Here is a 15,829-nt window from a genome sequence, read left to right as displayed (position 1 = left end):
CTGAATTTTCAATCGGTTTATCAGTAAAGAAGCGTAAATTTCAATATGTTGCCCGTTGAGCAAAGAGCGGGGGATGGGATTTGGGGAGACGTTTTATTGGAACAGGGCGCAGCCTGGCAGCTGCGCCACACCGATCACTTGCCTGAGGTCAGCGCACTGTAGCTGGTCATCAGGTTACGATAGTCTGGAATATGGTTGGCAAACAGCGTCCCCAAGCCTTCGATATCATTACGCCAGTCACGGTGCAATTCGCAAGCCACGCCGAACCAGGTCATTAACTGCGCGCCTTCGGCTTCCATACGGCTCCATGCGGACTGCCGCGTCAACTCGTTAAAGGTACCGGAGGCATCAGTCACCACAAAGACCTCAAAACCTTCAGCCAATGCCGACAATGCCGGGAACGCCACGCAGACCTCCGTCACCACGCCAGCGATGATCAACTGTTTGCGACCAGTGGCTTTAACCGCCTTAACGAAGTCTTCATTGTCCCAGGCGTTAATCTGACCAGGGCGTGCAATATAAGGCGCATCTGGGAACTGGGCCTTTAACTCGGGCACCAAAGGACCATTGGGGCCAGTTTCAAAACTGGTGGTCAGGATTGTCGGCAGATTGAAGTATTTCGCCAGATCGCCCAGAGCCAATACGTTGTTCTTGAAACGATCGGGATCGATATCGCGTACCAGTGATAGCAGCCCAGCTTGATGATCCACCAGCAGCACGGCGGCCTGGTCTTTATCGAGACGCTTGTAATTTGCTGTCATGTTACAACTCCTTCCTATGGGTAAGTTAAGTAGGTGCCCGATACGGAGAACGTTTTCCGTACCGGGACACAGAGGTTATTGATTGCTGCCTGCGGTAGTCAGCGGCATCGCGCCAAACTGACCGCTGTTGAAATCACGGAAAGCCTGTTGGATCTCCGCCTCGCTGTTCATCACGAAGGGGCCGTAACCGACGATGGGCTCATCGATAGGTTCACCACTCAGCACCAGCAAGCTGACGTCGCCATTTGCCTCAAGGGTGATTGAGTCGCCAGCGCGATCCAGCAGCACCATTTGCGTTTCCCGCACAATCTGCTCGCCGTTGACCAGAATCGCCCCATGCAGCATTACCACGGCCAGCGTATGCCCTTCCTCCACCTGCAAAGTGGTGGTATGCCCGGCGTTCAGCTTCATATCCCACACGTTGATCGGGCTGAAGGTACGCGCTGGGCCAGCATGACCGCCGTAGTTCCCAGCAATCACCCTGACCTGCCCGGCGTTATCTGCCAGAGGCACGACAGGAATATCCTGGTTCAGCAAAGTCTGGTAACCCGGTGCCGCCATTTTGTCTTTGGCTGGCAGGTTGACCCAAAGTTGCACCATTTCTATGGTGCCCCCTTTCTGCGAAAAGTCTTTGGAATGAAACTCTTCGTGCAAGATGCCAGACGCTGCCGTCATCCACTGCACATCGCCAGGGCCGATCACCCCTCCGCTGCCGGTGGAATCGCGATGCTCTACTTCGCCCTGATAGACGATAGTGACCGTTTCAAACCCGCGATGGGGATGCTGCCCCACGCCACGTCGGCCACTGTGCGAACGGAATTTGGTTGGCGCAGCGTGATCCAGCAGCAGGAACGGGCTCATCTCTGCACCCAGTTCGTTATATGAGAACAGGGAGTTCACCAGGAAACCGTTGCCGACCCAGTGAGCTTCCGGGCTGTTATAAACACCAAGGATCTTTTTCATCTTAAACTCCTGTTGCAGGCCTCGCGGCCTAACGTTGATGACAGAAGTTTAGTCCAGGGCGATTTGCCGCAGTAGTCGGCAAGATATACACTCAGTGTTCTATAAATAGAACGATAGGGGAACCGATGCAGACAGACCTGAACGATCTGTATTTCTTCGCCAGCGTGGTAGACCATCAAGGATTTGCCCCGGCAGGGCGTGCGCTGGGCATTCCCAAATCGAAGCTCAGCCGCCGCGTGGCGCAGTTGGAAGAACGTCTCGGCGTACGCCTGATCCAGCGTTCAACCCGGCGTTTCTCGGTGACCGATTTAGGGCAAAGCTATTATGTGCACTGCAAGGCGATGCTGGTTGAGGCCGAAGCGGCACAGCAGGCAATCGAACAGACCCGGGCGGAGCCTTGCGGCACGGTACGCATGTCTTGCCCGGTGGCGATGTTGCATACGCGTATCGGTAGCATGGTGGCCAGGTTTATGGCGGATTATCCACGAGTGACGGTGCATCTGGAGGCGACCAACCGCCGGGTCGATGTGGTGGGTGAAGGGTTGGATCTGGCGGTTCGAGTCAGGCCACCGCCGTTAGAAGACAGCGACCTGGTATTGAAAATCCTGGCTCAGCGCAGCTGGTGCATCGCAGCCAGCCCGGCATTGGTACGCACCATCGGCGCTATCGATTCACCCGCTGGGTTGCAGAACTACCCAACGCTCGATCTCGGCCCGGCCAGAACACAGCATCAATGGCAACTTAGCGGCCCGGAGGGGCAGACGTTCCAGTGGGAGCATCAGCCCAGACTGGTCACCGACGACATGCTGATGCTGCGTACCGCGGCGATTGCCGGGGCCGGTATCGTTCAACTGCCGACCATGATGATGCACGACGAGATCCTGCGGGGCGATCTGGTGCAACTGTTGCCCGGCTGGCAACCTCAGGGCGGCGTGATCCATATTGTCTATCCCTCACGCCGTGGCATGCTGCCAGCGGTACGGCTACTGATCGATTTTCTGGCTCAGCAGTTTGCCGCCCTGGAGGAAGCGTGATCAGGCGGTGATTTCGATCGCGTTGCCGTCTGGATCGCGAATGATGGCCTCATAAAAGCCATCACCGGTCCAGCGCGGTGCCGCCTGCAAAATCCCCTCTTGCTTGGCCCGCTGTGCAAGTTCGTCCACCAACGCCTCGCTGCCAAGCGACAGCGCAATATGGGCCCAACCCACGCGTTCCTCACCTTTCCCCCCCGGCAACAGTCCAGGGACGCACATGATCTCCAACGCGGGGCCATCCGCCAATTGAACAAAGCGTGAGATAAAGCCTGGGCGATTCTTGCTTACATACTCCTCCCCCGCTACGCCATTGAAATAGCGCTGCCAGAAGCCGACCTGAGCCTCAATATCCTGTGTCCATAGGGCAACATGGGCGATTTTCATCATCACTCTCCATCATCTGCGGGAATATACAGCACGCTGCCACCGCTGAGAGTGACCTGCTGTTCGAGTTGCGCATGGCCGCCACGGGCAATCACCAGATAATCGACCTGGCTGGCGGGCAGTAGCGTATAAGGCGCGTAGGTATTGAACTTGTCACGGGTACACAGCACCGCGACGTTGCCAGCGCGTGCCAGCATCTGCTTCTTGAACTGCGCCTCCTGATAGCGCAGCGCGGTGAAGCCACTGTCGGGATCGTAAGCACAGACGCCGGTAAAGGCGATATCGAAACGAAACGAGGCAATCTCGGCCAATGCCTTGGCATCGACGCTGCCGCCGATTTCTGCATCTACCTCACCGCCTATCAAAATAGTACGGATCCCGGGGCGTTCCAGCAGGCGGCTGGCCACGCTTAGCGCATTGGTCACCACGGTGAGTTGCCGATCGCGGGGCAGCAGATCGGCCAGATAAAGGTAGGTGCTGCCCGCATCAAGAAAGATCACCTGCCCGGTCTGGATCAGGGGCAAGGCTGCTTGAGCCAGCCGCTGTTTTTCATCGCCACTTATCTCAACCCGCTCGGCCATGTAGCCACCGGCAGGCGTGAGCGCCAACGCCCCACCATAGATCCGTTTGCACAGGTTTTGCGCCGCCAGTTGGCGCAGATCGCGGCGGATGGTGGCCTCTGTGGTATGCAGCTGCGCCGCCATTTCGATCGCCAGCACTCGCCCCTGCTGTTGCAAGGTGGCAAGGATGGCCTGGTGGCGCTCATTGGGCAGCAGTTTTGACATTCTGAAGGTCCAGCGACGTAACAATGAACATAAATGTATACAAACGAACACAAACGTACAATGGTTTTCTATAAAAAGCGCTTTTGGCGGTTTTCGCCGTCAGGATGTTGGCTATACTGGAAAAAGTTACGTTAACGCGGACGTAACGCTCTGATTAAACACCTATTGAAAGGCAAGTTGCGGCTTGAAAGACAGGCGGCCATAAAGGAAAAACAATGCTATTGAGAGTTGCAAGCTGGCTGTTTCAACTACCGGGCAGGCTATTGGCACCGATCTTCCGCAATCGGCTGACCCTGTTGATCTTCTTTATGCTGCTTGCTGCCGGGGTTTTGCTGGCTAAGCATCACTTCAGTGAAGGAGTACAGGAGGAGAGTTTTACCCTTGCCGCGCCACAGAATTACGTGATCCAACGGGAAGCCCCGTTACGGGAAGCACGCCAACACTGCGTTGGGCCGTTGCCAGATAATCAGGGCAGCCCGTGGCCCGCTTCGGCAGGTTATCTCCATGAGCCAGATTGGCAAACCGGCAGCAAATTGCAGACGTTAACGCTGGATAATCAGCACAATGAGTTTGCCGTATTGGTCAAACTGGAGAACGCCACCAAGCAACTGCTGGCCGAGGTGTTCCTCCCCGCCGCCAGCAGTTTCAATATCAAGCTGGAGCCCAACGGCCACTATGTGATGAAGGTGAAAAACATCCACAGCGGTTGTAGCTTCCGTACGGCTCTCTCGGTGGCAGATCGGCCCGATGGCAGGCTACCATTGACCTTTTCAGAGGAGGGGCCAGGCCAATATCATCCGATAAGTGATAGAGAGTTCTAGCAGCGTCCTACCGGGTTATTTTTTCGCCGGATGGTCGCGGCGGAACAGCTCCCAACTTTCAATCTCTTGCCCATCAGGCAAGGTACAGGTGGAATACTGCCCCTGAACATTCTGCTTGGGGTTAAGCTTGCCGCCAATCTGGCCGCAATACACATCTGCCGGATTCGCCATGCCAATTACCTTCGGCGGCACAGGCGCATCATCATTGGTTTTCGCCGTACACCCCTGTAACAAAGCCACACTAGCGAAAAGAGAAAGCATCAGGATCTTGGTCATTGAGATTATCTTCACCGTGAATTGAGCGGGAGCATCGCTCCCCTAAAGGGATCAGGAAATAAAGGACATGCCCTGCTTCAGCACCAGATCGCAGGCTTTCTGCTTCACCTTCTCGGTAATTTGCGAGGTGCCAAGGCTATTCAGATCCAGCGTGTTGCCCTTGCCGGTATTCAGCAGGCCACCCAGTCCTTGCTGATAATCTTCACTGTTGGCATTGGCCGTGCTGGTGATGCCCAGTTTATTCAGCAGTTGGTCTTTCACTGCTTCGGTGCCGTTCGCCGACAGAACGTTATTCTGCACGCAGTATTGCAAGATCCCTGCGGCGTTGGTCATGCTGGAGGAGCTCAACGCGTTATCACCGCCGTTGAGTAATCCGCTAAGCGAAGACAGCGACATGCCACCGTTGCTGGTGCTGCCACCCGATTTGCTCAGTTCTGTGGCAGCATTGCTGAGAGAGTCCATCAACCCGGCGGCCTGGGCGCTGCCCGTAGCCATTACCGTGGTCAAGCTCAGGGCCAACAATAAGCGATGTGTGGTATTCATAACGGTAAGGCTCCTGTGTAACTTCGAAATGACGGCGCAATTAACACCACGCTTAGCTCGGACGCCGTGCCAAGCGACAAGTTCCGTTCATTCGGGCTGTCGCGCATTTTTCAGAATTTCGGCAAGTCATCAGAACTGCCAGCGCAACCAGGCAAAGAACACGTTACCGTTATTGTAGGTACCCGGAATATAGGTGGCCTGGAAGGTCAGTTGCTTATAACCGATCGAGGCCAACGGCAGCGGCGCGGGGATCGGGATATATTTCCAGTTATCACGAGCGGTCACGCTGGCGGTAAACCCCAGCCCCAGACGAAAATCCTCCCCTTCAATCGGCCGCCAGATCTTCTCATAGGCATAACCGCCGATCGGCTCCCACTTGTTGAAGGAGTCCTTGAACGCCATCAGGTAGATCGCGTGCCAATCACCATCGGCATCAAACCGTGAGATGCCATAGCCCGCTCCCCAGGGACGCTCGTTGTACTCGTCGGTCTTTTCCTTATCGTAGGTCCAGCGGTTGTGCCAGGTGATCGCCGGGAGATAGAGCTCCTTATTGGGCGAGTTGTTCCAGGTTTCCGCCACGTTGCCGGTAAAACGCCCCCACCAGCCTGGATCTTCAGCGTGCGCGACATTGCTATTTTCCGCACTAACTTCGGCGTAGGAAGGCAGTGCAGGAAATATCAACGCCAACCCCCCGGCTAACAAGATCCTTTTAACCACCATTTCGCAACTCCTGTAAAAATAAAGCCGGGGATTCTTACCGATCGTCCTATCCTGAGCAAGCCGTATCTCACTGGCCCGATGCTTTTATCCCCCCTCGTTGAGAGACGGTTAAGTTTGGTGCCCATTGGCGTACGCGCCCAAGTTATGCGCCTGTACACGCGTTGTCTGTCAGAAAACTCCGGTTATCCTGCTTGCACCTCAACGACTTATGGAGGAACCTTAGGTTTTATTTGCCGAGGGATAGGTATGGTTATTGGTCCATTTATTAATGGTGCAGCAATATTGGCCGGTGGTATTGCAGGGGCAATGTTGGGTCATAGGCTGCCGGAGCGGGTGCGCCTGGCATTGCCAATGACCTTTGGTATTACCTCGATGGGGATGGGCGTAGTGCTGATCGGCAAGGTCGCACATATGCCGGTGATGGTATTGGCACTGGTGCTGGGAGCACTGCTTGGCGAGCTTTGCTACATCGAACGGGGCATCAGCCGCATCGGAGGCTGGGCCCGTAATCTGATGGCCCCCAAAGGCGCTGTCAGAGAGGACCAGAAAGAGTTTCTGGAGGCATATGTCGCCATTATCGTGCTGTTTTGTGCCAGCGGCACCGGCATCTTTGGCTCAATGCACGAAGGGATGACCGGGGATGCCAGCGTGCTGATCGCCAAATCGTTCCTCGATCTGTTCACCGCGCTGATTTTTGCTTCCACGCTTGGCCTGGCCGTGGCGTTGATCGCCGTCCCGCAGTTGGTCATCCAGCTAGCGCTGGCGTTTGGCGCCGTGTTCATTTTGCCGCTGACTACACCGGCGATGCAGGCCGATTTTTCTGCCGTTGGCGGGTTAATGATGTTGGCCACCGGCTTGCGCATCTGCGGCATCAAGCTGTTCCCGGTAGCCAATATGCTGCCAGCATTGGTGTTGGCGATGCCGATTTCGGCGGCCTGGATCATGTTCTTCTGAGCGCCACTCCACCACTTTAAATTATCTTCCTCCTGGCGTAGCGAAAAATTGACGCCCAGCCAGGAGAGCAATGACGATGGCGGAAAGTACCCGTCTGGCGTTTCCTTTCTGCCCTTGCCGCAATTTCCTGCGGCCATCAATGCAAGAAAAGTACCGCCCCCTGCGAAAACCGCTGTTGCTACCCCTTTTGGGTCGTAAACTCCTTGATACGATAGGCAATCCTTCCCCAAACCTGCTCAACTTGAACAAGCCGCCACTTTCACCAACTGTTAATGCTGACGCCCTACAAGCGACTCGCATTTTCAACGATTAACCGCGCGACATCGCCAGCCGTTCCCTGCTGCGCTCGGTTAAATAACAATAAATTGACGTGAATGTGGAGCAATCAATGAGGATCACCATAGGTTCATTCATCCTGCAACAGCTGCGCGCCCTGAAAGTGGATCGCATCTACGGCGTGCCCGGCGATTACAACCTGGCACTGCTGGAAACCATCGAGCATGATCAAGAGTGCGAATTCATTGGCAACTGTAACGAGCTGAACGCCGCTTACGCCGCCGACGGCTATGCCCGCCTCAAAGGCGCCGGGGCGGTGATCACCACCTATGGCGTGGGCGATCTGGCGGCCCTTTCCGGCATTGCCGGAGCCTATGCGGAATCCGCCCCGGTGATTTGCATTGCGGGTACGCCACCGCTGCACGCCATGCAGGGCAATGCGCTGCTGCACCACTCCCTGGCAGACGGCAATTTTGATAACGTGATGAACTGTTTCCGGCAGTTCACCGTGGCGCAGGCGCTCATCACCCCGGAAAATGCCGCCACGGAGATCCCGCGAGTCATCGCCTGCGCCTGGCAACGCAAAAAACCGGTTTACCTGCAGCTCCCTTCAGACATTTGTGAAGTGGAAATTGAGGTTGCCGATAATCCCGCCCCGTATCGCTTGCCAAGCAGCGATGCCAGCCATCTTCAGCTTGCCAGCGCAGCCCTGCTCGAACGAATTAGCCGTGCTAAACGGCCAATCATCCTGATCGATCAGATGGTCGAACGATATCAACTTCAAACGCAGGTGTTAGCGCTGGCGGATAAATTCGCCATCCCGTTAACCAATATGCCTACGGCAAAATGTGCGATCTCAGAGAACACGCCGGGCTGGCAAGGTGGCTACAGCGGCGATCTATCGCGCCCCGAGCTATTCGAGCTGATGGCCCAGTCGGATTGTATTTTAAGCTTTGGCGTACGCCTGGTGGATTCCACTACCGGCTATTTTAGCCAGCAGATCCCAGAGCAGTCGGTGGTGGATATTCAGCCTTTTTCGCTGAAGCTGGATAACCTCTCCTATCCGGCGGTAACGGCAAGCGAGCTGCTGCAAGCTCTACTGGAGAAAGCTCCTGCCACCAGCCTGCCGCCGCTGAAGCCACTATCAGGACCGCAGCAGAAACTGGCGCAGCCAAGCAGCGAACCGCTCGATCAGGACTATTTCTGGCAGCGGATACGGCGCTTTATTCAGGCGGATGACGTGCTGGTTGTTGAAAATGGCACCTCTGGTGCCGCGATCGGCGGCATGCGAATGCCAAACGGCGTTACCGTGGTCAACCAACCGATTTGGGGATCGATCGGCTATACCTTACCGGCATTGCTCGGCACGATGATGGCCGCGCCCGAACGCCGGCAGTTGCTGTTTATTGGTGATGGCTCTTTCCAGCTCACCGCCCAGGAACTCTCAACGCTGTTACGCCATGAGCAAAAGCCGATCGTCTTTCTGATCAATAACGACGGTTACACCATCGAGCGCTATATCCTTGGCGAAACGTCGTCTTATAACGATATCGGCTCGTGGGATTATGCCAAACTCCCGGCGGTGCTAAGCCCGCAGACCCAGGCGTTTTGCGTCGCGGTAGAAACCAGCCAACAGCTGGAGATGGCGCTGGAGCAGGCTTCGCGTCAGGACCAGTTGGCGTTTATCGAGGTGAAGTTGCCAATGATGGATTCCCCACCGGCGATGAAAGAGTTCTGCCGCCGCTGCAACAGCTTTAACTTTGGGCTACACAACCCAAGGCGCATTGCCTGATAAAACCAGGGCCTGGCACAGGGATACCGCCAGGCCAAACTGAACGGGTATACTGTGCTCCTCTCAACGGCTAGGCAAAAGGCCATTAAAGATGTATTTTATATACATCAAATATAGAGGAACATCATGATGGATCAGCAGACCACCCTGCCAGAAAACTACTACACCCAAAAATACTCCCTGACGGCCACCCATTCCGAAGTCCTTGAGGCCGCCAAACTGATCGCGCCCGGCAAGACGCTGGATCTGGGCTGTGGCAGCGGCCGCAATTCGCTGTATCTCAACCTGAAAGGTTTTGATGTTACCGCCTGGGACAAAAACGATGCGTCGATCGCCGCGATAAACCAGATCATAGCTACCGAGCAGCTTACACACATCAGCGCCAGCGAGCAGGATCTCAATACTCATCGCTTTAGCGGCCAGTACGACTTTATCTTGTCTACCGTGGTGTTTATGTTCCTGGATCGCCAGCAGATCCCACACATTGTGCGCAATATGCAAGACAGCACGGTTAAAGGGGGCTACAACCTGATCGTCGCGGCCATGGATACGCCAGATTACCCTTGCACGGTGCCCTTCTCATTCACCTTCAAGCCGGATGAGTTAAAAGAGTATTACCGAGATTGGGACATCATCAAATATAACGAGAACCCCGGCGAGCTGCACCGCGTAGATGCCGAGGGCAACCGCATCAAACTGCGTTTCGCCACCTTGTTGGCGCGTAAATAGTCCGCAAGTGTCACGCAGTACAAACCAAATGTCAGGCAGATGAAAACCGCATTGGGCATAACGCTATAGACTGTTAAGGGTAACGATCCGTTTATTCCCTTAGGAGGGCGTATGCCTAATGTGACCATACTGGACAGCGTAGTCCGTTTCCTCGATCGTCAGCACGGCCTGTATATCAGCGGCCAATGGCAAACCTCACAGGCCGAATCGCGGCTGGCGATCTATAACCCAGCCGACGGCAAAAAAATCTCCTGCACCGCCGATGCCAATGCCGCCGACGTGGAACTGGCCGTCACCTCGGCCCATCAGGCCTTTACCGCTGGCGTGTGGGCACAACGCCTTCCTGCCGAACGTGAGCGCATTTTACTGCGCTTCGCCGATCTGGTTGAGCAACACGCCGAGGAGCTGGCCCAGTTGGAAACCCTGGAACAGGGGAAATCCATCAACATCTCCCGCGCCTTTGAAGTGGGCTGCACGCTGAACTGGATGCGCTATACCGCCGGGCTGACCACCAAGATCGTCGGCCAAACCCTGGATGTCTCCATTCCGATGCCGCCGGGAGCCAAATATCAGGTCTATACCCGCAAGGAGCCGATCGGCGTAGTGGCCGGGATTGTCCCCTGGAATTTCCCGCTGCTGATTGGCATGTGGAAGGTGATGCCAGCGCTGGCTGCGGGCTGTTCTATCGTCATCAAACCGTCTGAAACTACGCCTCTTACCCTGCTGCGTGTAGCTGAGCTAGCCAGCGAGGCAGGCGTACCACCGGGCGTGTTTAACGTGGTGACCGGCAAGGGAACTGTCTGCGGTAAGGCGCTGACGGAACATCCGCTAATCGCCAAAGTGAGCTTTACCGGCTCCACGCCAGTGGGGAAAGGGATCGCACGCGCAGCGGCGGATCGGTTAACCCGAGTCACGTTAGAATTGGGCGGTAAAAACCCGGCCATCGTGCTGAAAGATGCCGATCTGCAACAGGTGATCGAAGGATTGATGGCCGGCAGCTTCCTCAACCAGGGGCAGGTCTGCGCCGCCAGCTCACGTATCTATATCGAAGCACCGATTTACGATCGGCTGGTCGCCGGTTTTGAACAGGCAGTGAAGTCACTTTCTGTCGGGCCGGGGATGGATGGCACCGCCCAGATCAACCCGTTGGTGTCCAAAGAGCACCGCAACAAGGTGGCCGCCTATCTGGATGATGCCCGCAACAAACACGCCGAGTTGATCACCGGTGCCGCCGGGCCAGACTTACAAGGCTTCTATATTCCCCCAACGCTGGTGATCAATCCTGATGACAGCCTGAACCTGGCGCGGGAAGAAGTGTTTGGCCCGGTCGTCAACCTGATCCGCGTGGCGGATGCCGAGGAAGCGCTGCAGAAGGCCAACGATACCGACTATGGCCTGACAGCCAGCCTGTGGACCACCAGCCTGCAAGCGGCGATGGCTTATACGCCACGCATTCAGGCGGGCACGGTGTGGGTCAACACTCATACATTAATCGATGCCAACATGCCGTTTGGTGGTTTCAAGCAGTCTGGCAGCGGCCGTGATTTCGGCCCGGATTGGTTGGATGCTTATACAGAATCCAAATCGGTGTGTATTCGTTACTAACCACGCTGCATCCGTTAATAAGTAGGGGGCGAATTCTCATTCGTCCCCCTGTTTTATGGATAACTCAAAAAACTATTGCTGCTTTTGCCCGTTCAGATTCAGCGTTGGCGTTTCATCGAAGAAGTTCCACGGTTTGAGCAAGGCGTGCACCCACTCGGTTGGCATAATCGGCCACTCTTCCGCTCGCGCCACATGGGTGGTGCCGGTGGTGAGCCAGACCACGTCGTCGGTGTTGTCTATCGGCTGATTATCCGCCGTGTATTGGCCCAGCCCGGTATCGTGGATCGAGCGGTTCGGGTATTTGCCTTCCGGATAACGCTCATTCGGGTTGTAACGGGTTACCCACAGTTGCCGATCCATAAAGCTCAGACGGTGGTAAATCCATTCATCCTTGCCAAAATTGGCTCCCTTGGCGATCGGGTGCGTACCACCCGCATACGGGATCAACTGATAGGAAACCGGATTACCCATCTTGTTCAACCGGCTCGGGTTGCTGAGCAAGCGGATAGTGGAAGGATCGAATTTCTGTGCCGCCTGCTGTTCGGTAGTGACTTTCACCTGATCGACCTGCATGGTGCTGGTACGCGGGCCGACCCGATCGTTAGGCTTCACATCCGGATTTAACTCTACCAGGCTGTTATTTTCGCCATCCACATCCATATCCAGCCGGAAGTTGTATATGTGCTGATGGGTGGTGCCGACAATGTTGTGATCGATCAGCGTGCCGTATTGCGTATCCTGCTTGGCTGTCGGATCCTGCATGGTTCGGGCTTTCACCCCTTTTACCGCTTCAATACCCGTCGCCCCTGCGTCTATGCCGATGGTGCCGTTCTGGTGGAATACCCAGTCGAAGATGTAATCGTAGTTGCCCACCGTACTGATCCAGCGCACCACCAGTTCACGGCGTTCGGTGCTGATATTCGGCTGCCCCATTTCCTGATGCTTGTACTCTGGCCCGGCGTAACGCTCAAAGATGGCGATGGCACGTGGAATAGCGGTCGGCTTACCGGTGTAATCGGCAATGGTCTCATCCAGCAAGACCGCATTTTGCGGCGCATCTTTGCCAAGGGCAATCGGTGAGGTAAGCGTGCCCATGCCGTAATCCCCGGCATCCAGATAGGCTTTGAAATACCAGCCCACGTCCGGATCGCCATAAGGCACGATCATGCCCCCCAACGACCCTTCATACATCACCTTGCGCTTACGGCCATTATCGTTATAGGTCACGGTTGAAATCACCGGCCCGACGCGGGAATTCAGATGCAGGTGGAAATCCCAGTTCTGCCAGTGGATAGTGTTGCCGGTGATGGTGTAGTTTTTGCCTTCCGGCTCTATGATATCCAACGGTTTGATTTTCGGGGCCTTGCGGTCGCGTCCGTCGTACGGCGTTGGCTTCATCGGCACCGGGATCACCGGTCCCTCTTCAATTTTGATGATTTTCTTCTGTTCGAGGTCGACCACTGCTACCAGGTTTTCGATCGGATGAGCCCAGTAGTTGCCATCACCAACGTCGAGATAGCTGACCACTTTCAGCAGGCGTTGGTCCTGCTGCAGGCCATCTTTGCCGTCAAAATAACCCACGGTCAGCGGCGTGGTGATCACTTTGCTCGGGTCCGCAACGCCATGTTTGTTCAGGGCTTCGGCATACTCTTTACTGGCGTTGATAATGCTCTGAACGCTGGCGAAGTCATCCAGCAGCACCATTCCCTGAGCATCTTTGATCGGCTGCCAGGACAGCACCTTTTTCTGTTGCAGATCGACCACGGTTTCAATCACGTGTACCCCGTCGAGCAACGTGATGTCGGCCTGCCGGGGCTGCTGTACGTCACGGCCGCTTAGCACGAACTGCCAGACCTGGCTTTTTTCCGGTTCACGCAGCGAGATTTCGGTAAAGCGCACGTTGTTTTTATACTGTGGAGCCGCCTTGATGATAGCGACCGCCGCGTTAATCTCCGCCGCAATCAACGGATTTAGCGGATGGGCCCGGTGCTCTACCGCAAAGGTCTGATCCAGGCCGGACTGGAACACCTCGTTGATAAACTCGTCGGACATATAGGCCGTTTTACCCTTGAACACCACCGGCACCTGTAATCTCAGCGGCTTGCCGTTAACGATGGCTTCGCGGCTATCCGGTTTGACCTTCACATAGGCGCCATCTTTAACGATCACAAACATGCGGGCGTAGTCATCCCACTGCACACTAGCACCAAACTCCTCCAACGTTTTTTGCAAAGGCACCATATGTGCCGCGGCACCATGAGCCAACACAGTTGGTTGCCAACCCGCGCCGATCAGCAAGCCTAACGCCAGCGCAATCGCCGCTGGCAGGCGTTTGGTTTTGATTCTTGTTGTGTTAGCTACCATCTTTCCCCCGTCACCCATCAAAGAGACATTACCGCCGTTGTTGTTGTGATGAGCCCGTTTTACGGGGCCCCAATTCACCATAGCAACTCTTCACTGGGGATATTTTGTTGTGCTTGCCATCCGATTTGTCACTCCTGACAATCTGCTGGCAAATCATCCAGGCGGGGTTACAGATACTGCTTGCGGTACGCGCTCGGCGAGACGCCAAAACGGGCCTTGAAAGCGGTGGAGAAATGGCTGTGATCGGTAAATCCCCAGTCATAACCAATATTGGCCAGCTTTTGCCGCTCCTTGGCCTGGCGCAAAACCTGGGCGCAGAGATCCAGACGACGGTTTTTAATGTACTGCGCCACCACCAGCCCCTTGCGGGCAAATAGCCGGTACAGGCTACGCACGGAGACGCCTATCTCACTGGCAACCCATTCTGGGCGCAGCTGTTCGGACTGAATATGCTGATCGATAAACGCCAGCGAACGGGTAAAAATGCGCTCGTGGCTATCTTGCCCCTCGTCTTGCTCCATCAAGGCAGGCTGTAACAAGGTGGCCACGGCGTTAAGCACCGCTTCGCTCTCCAGGCGGCTCATCTGCGCATTCTGCATACTGCCCAACACCAACTGCTGGCTGAGCTTAGCCACTGCGTTATCGGCAGCAATACGCCGCGCACCGGGCAGGTCGGTAAAACGCAGTTGCTGCTCGAGATAATTACGCGGCAGCAACAGTGATAATTGTCGGGAACCCTGTTGGTAGGTAAAGCTGCTGGGCTGCGCGGCATCGATCAGGGTGATATCCCCGGCAGACAACACCGCCTGCCGATCGCCCTGCTCCATAACCGACTGGCCACGCAGTTGGAATACGGTAAAAAAGTGGCAACCGTCACTTTGCTCTACTTCGCGGCGGGTGCGATAAAGTCGGGTCTGGGCAGCATCGACTATGCTCAGGCGTAATGCATGGGAGTGGAACTCCTGGATCGCACCGGCAAAACCAGGCGCCAGGGTTTTGGCACAAAACCGGCCACAGGCAGAATTGATTTGGCCTAACCACTGTTCAAAACTGTCATCAGTGAGCCGGGTAGCAACCACCATGATTAACCCCTTGAAACATAAGTAACAAAAGAGAACAGGCTTATCGTACTGAGCAGCATGCCCCGGTAGCTGCGGCAAGTTGGGCATCAGCCAGAAAATTAACATAACAAACCGATAACATACGTTCAACATTGTTCAGGGGGTTTGATGCCGGGATCACAAACTACAAATAGAGGATAACTGTCATCACGGGGATAATTGCTATAAATAATCGCAGAAAAAAGAAGAGACTATGGGGAATAAAGGAAAGGTACAACACCATCCATAGTGCCGTACCTTAACGATTACTTGCGATTAAGCACCGCAGCGAGCCAGATCGGCTGGTTCACGAGTCAAAAATTCACCGAACTTGCCTTGGCAGGTGGCAACGCGACGGCAAACGGTTACCGCAGAAGAACCGCTACCTGTGGTTTGACGCTCATAGGTAATAACACAGCCAAGTACATAACCGCCAACAACATTTGAAACTTCAGATGCGTTTAATTTTTTCATAAATATATCCTTATAGTAATTACCAAAATGAATTTGCAATATTTTGCTAGAAAATAACTTTAATTTGATGAGATATACTCGTCTTAAAGCGATTAAATTATAATAATAGAATAAATCCACAGTCAACATTAAAGCCTTACCTACCCCACGTTATGGATTGGTCTCAATTAAAAACAAGAATAATCCACCATTAAAACCCTAAACATACATTCATTATATGATTAATAAAAAAATATCGGATACAAGAT

At 54.9% G+C, this 15,829-nt stretch carries 17 protein-coding genes; 7 read left to right on the top strand and 10 right to left on the bottom strand.

Going from position 1 to position 15,829, the window contains the following annotated elements; all coding sequences use genetic code 11:
- Positions 1–134: 134 nt before the first annotated feature.
- Complete coding sequence (gene ycaC / locus A6U95_RS06320) at positions 135–761, bottom strand: isochorismate family cysteine hydrolase YcaC (protein ID WP_065683886.1); 627 nt, start codon at positions 759–761, stop codon at positions 135–137.
- A 75-nt stretch (positions 762–836) separates the two neighbouring features.
- Positions 837–1,724 carry a pirin family protein gene (locus A6U95_RS06315; RefSeq protein ID WP_024483887.1) on the bottom strand — a complete coding sequence of 296 codons (888 nt, stop codon included), beginning with the start codon at positions 1,722–1,724 and terminating at the stop codon, positions 837–839.
- Between the two features lie 125 nt (positions 1,725–1,849).
- On the opposite strand from A6U95_RS06315, the gene A6U95_RS06310 reads away from it, so the two are divergent.
- Positions 1,850–2,758 (top strand): LysR family transcriptional regulator, encoded by a 909-nt coding sequence (locus A6U95_RS06310; protein WP_065683885.1) that lies wholly within the window; start codon positions 1,850–1,852, stop codon positions 2,756–2,758.
- On the opposite strand, the gene A6U95_RS06305 is transcribed toward A6U95_RS06310, so the two are convergent.
- A complete protein-coding gene (locus A6U95_RS06305; protein WP_065683884.1) occupies positions 2,759–3,142 on the bottom strand; it encodes a VOC family protein in 384 nt (127 codons plus the stop codon).
- 2 nt (positions 3,143–3,144) lie between these two features.
- Positions 3,145–3,927 carry a DeoR/GlpR family DNA-binding transcription regulator gene (locus A6U95_RS06300; RefSeq protein ID WP_065683883.1) on the bottom strand — a complete coding sequence of 261 codons (783 nt, stop codon included), beginning with the start codon at positions 3,925–3,927 and terminating at the stop codon, positions 3,145–3,147.
- A gap of 215 nt (positions 3,928–4,142) precedes the next feature.
- Between A6U95_RS06300 and A6U95_RS06295 the strand changes: the two genes are divergently transcribed.
- Positions 4,143–4,748: a hypothetical protein gene (locus A6U95_RS06295; RefSeq protein ID WP_065683882.1), complete on the top strand. Its 606-nt coding sequence runs from the start codon at positions 4,143–4,145 to the stop codon at positions 4,746–4,748.
- Positions 4,749–4,763: 15 nt separating this feature from the next.
- Here A6U95_RS06295 and A6U95_RS06290 read toward each other — a convergent pair whose 3' ends face one another.
- The 3 genes from A6U95_RS06290 to pagP all read right to left on the bottom strand — a co-directional run bounded on the left by A6U95_RS06290 (position 4,764) and on the right by pagP (position 6,287).
- Positions 4,764–5,024 carry a DUF333 domain-containing protein gene (locus tag A6U95_RS06290; protein ID WP_065683881.1) on the bottom strand — a complete coding sequence of 87 codons (261 nt, stop codon included), beginning with the start codon at positions 5,022–5,024 and terminating at the stop codon, positions 4,764–4,766.
- A 51-nt stretch (positions 5,025–5,075) separates the two neighbouring features.
- Complete coding sequence (locus tag A6U95_RS06285; RefSeq protein ID WP_065683880.1) at positions 5,076–5,567, bottom strand: DUF2501 domain-containing protein; 492 nt, start codon at positions 5,565–5,567, stop codon at positions 5,076–5,078.
- 129 nt (positions 5,568–5,696) lie between these two features.
- On the bottom strand, positions 5,697–6,287 hold the full coding sequence (pagP, locus tag A6U95_RS06280; RefSeq protein WP_065683879.1) for a lipid IV(A) palmitoyltransferase PagP: 591 nt from the start codon (positions 6,285–6,287) through the stop codon (positions 5,697–5,699).
- A gap of 246 nt (positions 6,288–6,533) precedes the next feature.
- Here pagP and A6U95_RS06275 point away from each other — a divergent pair, with 246 nt between their 5' ends.
- The 5 genes from A6U95_RS06275 to A6U95_RS06260 all read left to right on the top strand — a co-directional run bounded on the left by A6U95_RS06275 (position 6,534) and on the right by A6U95_RS06260 (position 11,643).
- The gene (locus A6U95_RS06275; RefSeq protein WP_024483879.1) at positions 6,534–7,241 is read left to right on the top strand and encodes a DUF554 domain-containing protein; all 708 of its coding nucleotides are present in this window, start codon (positions 6,534–6,536) and stop codon (positions 7,239–7,241) included.
- 70 nt (positions 7,242–7,311) lie between these two features.
- Positions 7,312–7,554, top strand: a complete 243-nt coding sequence (locus tag A6U95_RS30600; RefSeq protein ID WP_139102338.1) for a hypothetical protein — start codon at positions 7,312–7,314, stop codon at positions 7,552–7,554.
- 75 nt (positions 7,555–7,629) lie between these two features.
- Entirely contained in the window at positions 7,630–9,309 is a 1,680-nt protein-coding gene (locus A6U95_RS06270; protein WP_065683878.1) for a thiamine pyrophosphate-binding protein, read from the top strand.
- Positions 9,310–9,435: 126 nt separating this feature from the next.
- Positions 9,436–10,038 (top strand): tellurite resistance methyltransferase TehB, encoded by a 603-nt coding sequence (gene tehB, locus A6U95_RS06265; RefSeq protein WP_139102337.1) that lies wholly within the window; start codon positions 9,436–9,438, stop codon positions 10,036–10,038.
- Positions 10,039–10,149: 111 nt separating this feature from the next.
- Entirely contained in the window at positions 10,150–11,643 is a 1,494-nt protein-coding gene (locus tag A6U95_RS06260) for an aldehyde dehydrogenase family protein (protein ID WP_065683876.1), read from the top strand.
- A 72-nt stretch (positions 11,644–11,715) separates the two neighbouring features.
- Here the strand turns inward: A6U95_RS06260 and tynA are convergent, their stop codons facing one another.
- From tynA to A6U95_RS30595, 3 genes are all read right to left on the bottom strand, one after another.
- Complete coding sequence (gene tynA, locus A6U95_RS06255; RefSeq protein ID WP_065683934.1) at positions 11,716–14,007, bottom strand: primary-amine oxidase; 2,292 nt, start codon at positions 14,005–14,007, stop codon at positions 11,716–11,718.
- Positions 14,008–14,174: 167 nt separating this feature from the next.
- Positions 14,175–15,089, bottom strand: a complete 915-nt coding sequence (gene feaR, locus A6U95_RS06250; protein WP_065683875.1) for a transcriptional regulator FeaR — start codon at positions 15,087–15,089, stop codon at positions 14,175–14,177.
- A gap of 294 nt (positions 15,090–15,383) precedes the next feature.
- Positions 15,384–15,710 (bottom strand): DUF4762 family protein, encoded by a 327-nt coding sequence (locus A6U95_RS30595; RefSeq protein ID WP_139102336.1) that lies wholly within the window; start codon positions 15,708–15,710, stop codon positions 15,384–15,386.
- Between the last annotated feature and the right edge of the window lie 119 nt (positions 15,711–15,829).

It is taken from the genome of Serratia sp. 14-2641, assembly GCF_001692375.1.
Taxonomy (GTDB): domain Bacteria; phylum Pseudomonadota; class Gammaproteobacteria; order Enterobacterales; family Enterobacteriaceae; genus Chania; species Chania fonticola_C.
The sequence above is the reverse complement of the archived record's forward strand: the minus strand, read 5'-3'. Positions and strand labels throughout refer to the sequence as shown.